This is a genomic window from Roseibium sp. (assembly GCF_050301095.1).
GTDB lineage: Bacteria > Pseudomonadota > Alphaproteobacteria > Rhizobiales > Stappiaceae > Roseibium.
The window spans coordinates 1-3,285 of the sequence record NZ_JBNKYW010000123.1 but is presented as its reverse complement, the minus strand read 5'-3'; the positions used below and the strand labels follow the sequence as shown (position 1 = coordinate 3,285).

Annotated in this window: 4 protein-coding genes; 2 read left to right on the top strand and 2 right to left on the bottom strand. The window is 60.5% G+C overall.

Annotation, left to right across the window (positions count from 1 at the left end):
* Positions 1-696, bottom strand: a 696-nt coding sequence (gene tyrS, locus ACQY7U_RS11270; protein WP_428644494.1) for a tyrosine--tRNA ligase, incomplete at its 3' end; no start/stop codon positions are given.
* Positions 697-767: 71 nt separating this feature from the next.
* On the opposite strand from tyrS, the gene ACQY7U_RS11265 reads away from it, so the two are divergent.
* On the top strand, positions 768-1,889 hold the full coding sequence (locus ACQY7U_RS11265; RefSeq protein ID WP_428644492.1) for an anhydro-N-acetylmuramic acid kinase: 1,122 nt from the start codon (positions 768-770) through the stop codon (positions 1,887-1,889).
* A 119-nt stretch (positions 1,890-2,008) separates the two neighbouring features.
* The gene (locus tag ACQY7U_RS11260; protein ID WP_428644490.1) at positions 2,009-2,206 is read left to right on the top strand and encodes a hypothetical protein; all 198 of its coding nucleotides are present in this window, start codon (positions 2,009-2,011) and stop codon (positions 2,204-2,206) included.
* A gap of 69 nt (positions 2,207-2,275) precedes the next feature.
* On the opposite strand, the gene ACQY7U_RS11255 is transcribed toward ACQY7U_RS11260, so the two are convergent.
* A partial coding sequence (locus ACQY7U_RS11255; protein WP_428644488.1) for a S16 family serine protease occupies positions 2,276-3,285 on the bottom strand: 1,010 nt, incomplete at its 5' end.

Genomic DNA, 3,285 nt, shown 5'->3' with positions numbered 1-3,285 from the left:
GGTGGTCAAGAGCGGGGTCGTCAGGCCAAAGATCTGTTTGTCGATCACGCGCCGGGTCAGGTCAATCCCGTTGACGATATTGCCCCATTGATCGCTGCCACCGAACTGGACCAGACAGCCATAGCGTCGGTTCAGCTCAAGGAAGTCATAGGCCTGCAGGATCATGTAGTTGAATTCGAGGAACGACAGCGATTGTTCCCGGTCGAGCCGCGATTTCACCGATTCAAACGACAGCATCCGGTTGACGCTGAAATGCCGCCCGATGTCGCGCAGGAACTCCAGATAGTTCAGCTCGTCCAGCCACTCGGCGTTGTTCAGCATCAGGGCGTCGCTCGCGCCCTCGCCGTAATCGAGATAGCGATCAAACACGACCTGCATGCCCGCTATATTGTCGTCGATGGCCTCGGGCGTCAGCAGAGGCCGCTCTTCGGACCGGAACGAGGGATCGCCCACCTTGGTGGTGCCTCCGCCCATCAGCGTGATCGGCTTGTGCCCTGTCTTCTGGAACCAGCGCAGAAGCATGATGTTCAACAGATGGCCGACGTGCAGCGACTTGGCGGTGGCGTCATAGCCGATATAGGCGGGTACGACCCCCTTGATCAGAGCTTCGTCCAGCGACTGAAGATCGGTGCAATCGGCCAGGAAGCCGCGCTCGATGATCGTCGCGAGAAAGTCGGATTTAGGATGATAGGTCATTGCGTTTCCGTCTATGCTGGGCCTTGTTGAGCCGCGCCCTCTATAAAGGCGCTTCGGGGGAAGGAAAAGCCATGTCCACAGAGGGTCCGATCTGGGCTTTGGGATGCATGTCGGGCACCTCGCTCGATGGTGTCGATGCGGCCATGCTCCAGACCGACGGTAACCGCATCCTTGCCTTTGGCGAGACCGGCTTCCGGCCCTATTCCGAGACCGAGCGCGACGTGCTGCGCGGCGCTCTCGGCCATACCTCCGGCCGCGAAGTCGAGGCAGCCGCCGAGGTGGTCGAAATCGCCCATGCCGAGTTGCTCTCGGAGTTCCCCGAGGCCGAGCTTATCGGCTTTCACGGCCAAACCACCCTGCACCAGCCCGACAACGGCGTGACCTGCCAGATCGGCAACGGCCGCATTCTTGCCGAGGCGCTGGATCGCCCTGTAGTCTGGGATTTCCGCACCGCCGACATGCAGCTTGGCGGCCAGGGTGCACCGCTGGCGCCGTTCTATCATTTCGCGCTCGCCAGGATGCTCGAGATGTCAGAACCGGTCGCCTTTCTGAATATCGGCGGCGTTGCGAACCTGACCTGGCTCGATCCCGGCAAGGCTCGCCCGGAGACCCCCGGCGCCTGCCTCGCTTTTGATACCGGCCCCGGCAATGCCCTGATCGACGATCTCTGCAAGGCGCGGACCAACCGGAAAATGGACGTCGACGGGGCGCTGACCCGCGCGGGTGCCGTGCATGAAGACGTTTTGACAGGGCTTTTGTCCGGCTCTCATTTTTTCTCAAAAATACCGCCGAAATCATTGGATAGGAATGATTTTGCCGACTGGAGCCATGCTGTCGGGCATCTTTCGACCGCCGACGCTGTTGCCACTTTGGCCGCTGCCAGTGCCGGGGCGATCGCCCTTGGACTTGACCATTGCCCGATGCCGCCAGAACGCATTCTGGTCACAGGCGGAGGGCGTCTGAATCCCGGATTGATGGAACTGATTGCCGGCCTTTCCGATTGTCCCGTCGAGCCTGTGGAAAGCGCCGGTCTCGACGGCGACATGCTCGAAGCCCAGGCATTCGCCTACCTCGCGGTGCGGGTCTTGCGCGGAATGCCAACCTCCGGCCCCGGCACGACAGGTGTCGCAGCCCCCGTCGGCGGAGGTCAGGTCAGCCGCCCGAGTGGCACAGGTGGCCACTTGGCAGGCTGAGTCCCATCGGCAACTTTCCGTGCATTTGGCAATGGGCCATCACGATCCATATTGCCCGGGAACGCAATTCCTGAGAAATTCCTTGGCATAAAGACATTCAAACCGAGCAGGACACACAAATGGCACGTTTCGACAACCCCGCCCAAGAAGGGCTTCCCCCCGCAAACAGCCACGCCGAGGGCCATGAAGATGGCGCTCAGGCTCCTGAGATTCCCGGCGCCCCCGAGGGCCTTCCCATGATTCCGGTCGAAAACTTCGCCGATAACCTACCGGAAGATGCCGAAGACCACCTCATGGATATCTTCGACCTGGTGTGACGGACAGACCCACTCAAAAATAAAAAGGCGCCCCTGATCGAGGCGCCTTTATCACGTCTGGTGCTTGGACTAATGCGCAACCGCGCCCGAACCGCTCCCGCTCTGTGCCGCCAGGCGCTGTGCTGCAGCCGCGTCCTCTGCTGCCTGATCCCACTCGATGGGTTCGGGTTGGCGTACAAGAGCGTACTTAAGGACCTCGGATACGTGGGTGACCGGAATGATCTCCATCCCTTTCTTCACGTTGTCCGGGATCTCGGCCAGATCCTTTTCGTTCTCTTCCGGGATCAGCACAGTCTTGATGCCGCCCCTGAGAGCCGCAAGCAGTTTCTCCTTCAGACCGCCAATCGGCATGGCATTGCCGCGCAGCGAAACCTCGCCCGTCATGGCAATGTCCTTCCGAACCGGGATCTGCGTCAGAACTGAGACGATCGACGTGACCATGGCCAGACCGGCGCTCGGCCCGTCCTTCGGCGTCGCCCCATCCGGAACGTGGACGTGAATGTCCATCGTGTCGAACTGCGGCGGCTTGACGCCAATGCTCGGTGCGATCGACCGCACATAGCTCGACGCCGCGTCGATGGACTCTTTCATCACGTCACCAAGCTTGCCTGTGGTCTTCATTCGGCCCTTGCCCGGCAGACGCAACGCTTCAATCTGCAACAGATCTCCGCCCACACTGGTCCAGGCCAGCCCGGTAACGACACCGACCTGGTCTTCCTTCTCGGCAAGCCCGTAGCGGAACTTTTTCACACCCAGAAAATCTTCTAGATTTTCGGGTGTTACCGTGACCTTTTCATCTTCCTTGCGGATGATCTTGGTCACAGCCTTCCGCGCCACCTTGGCAATCTCACGCTCAAGATTCCGCACCCCCGCCTCGCGGGTGTACGTCCGGATCATCTCGGACAAAGCCTCGTCGGTCAGCTCGAACTCCTTGGGCTTCAGCCCGTGGTTCTTTACCTGTTTGTCGATCAGGTGCTGCTTTGCGATCTCGCGCTTTTCGTCCTCGGTGTAGCCCGCGAGCGGAATGATCTCCATCCGGTCCAAAAGCGGACCCGGCATGTTGTAGCTGTTGGCTGTGG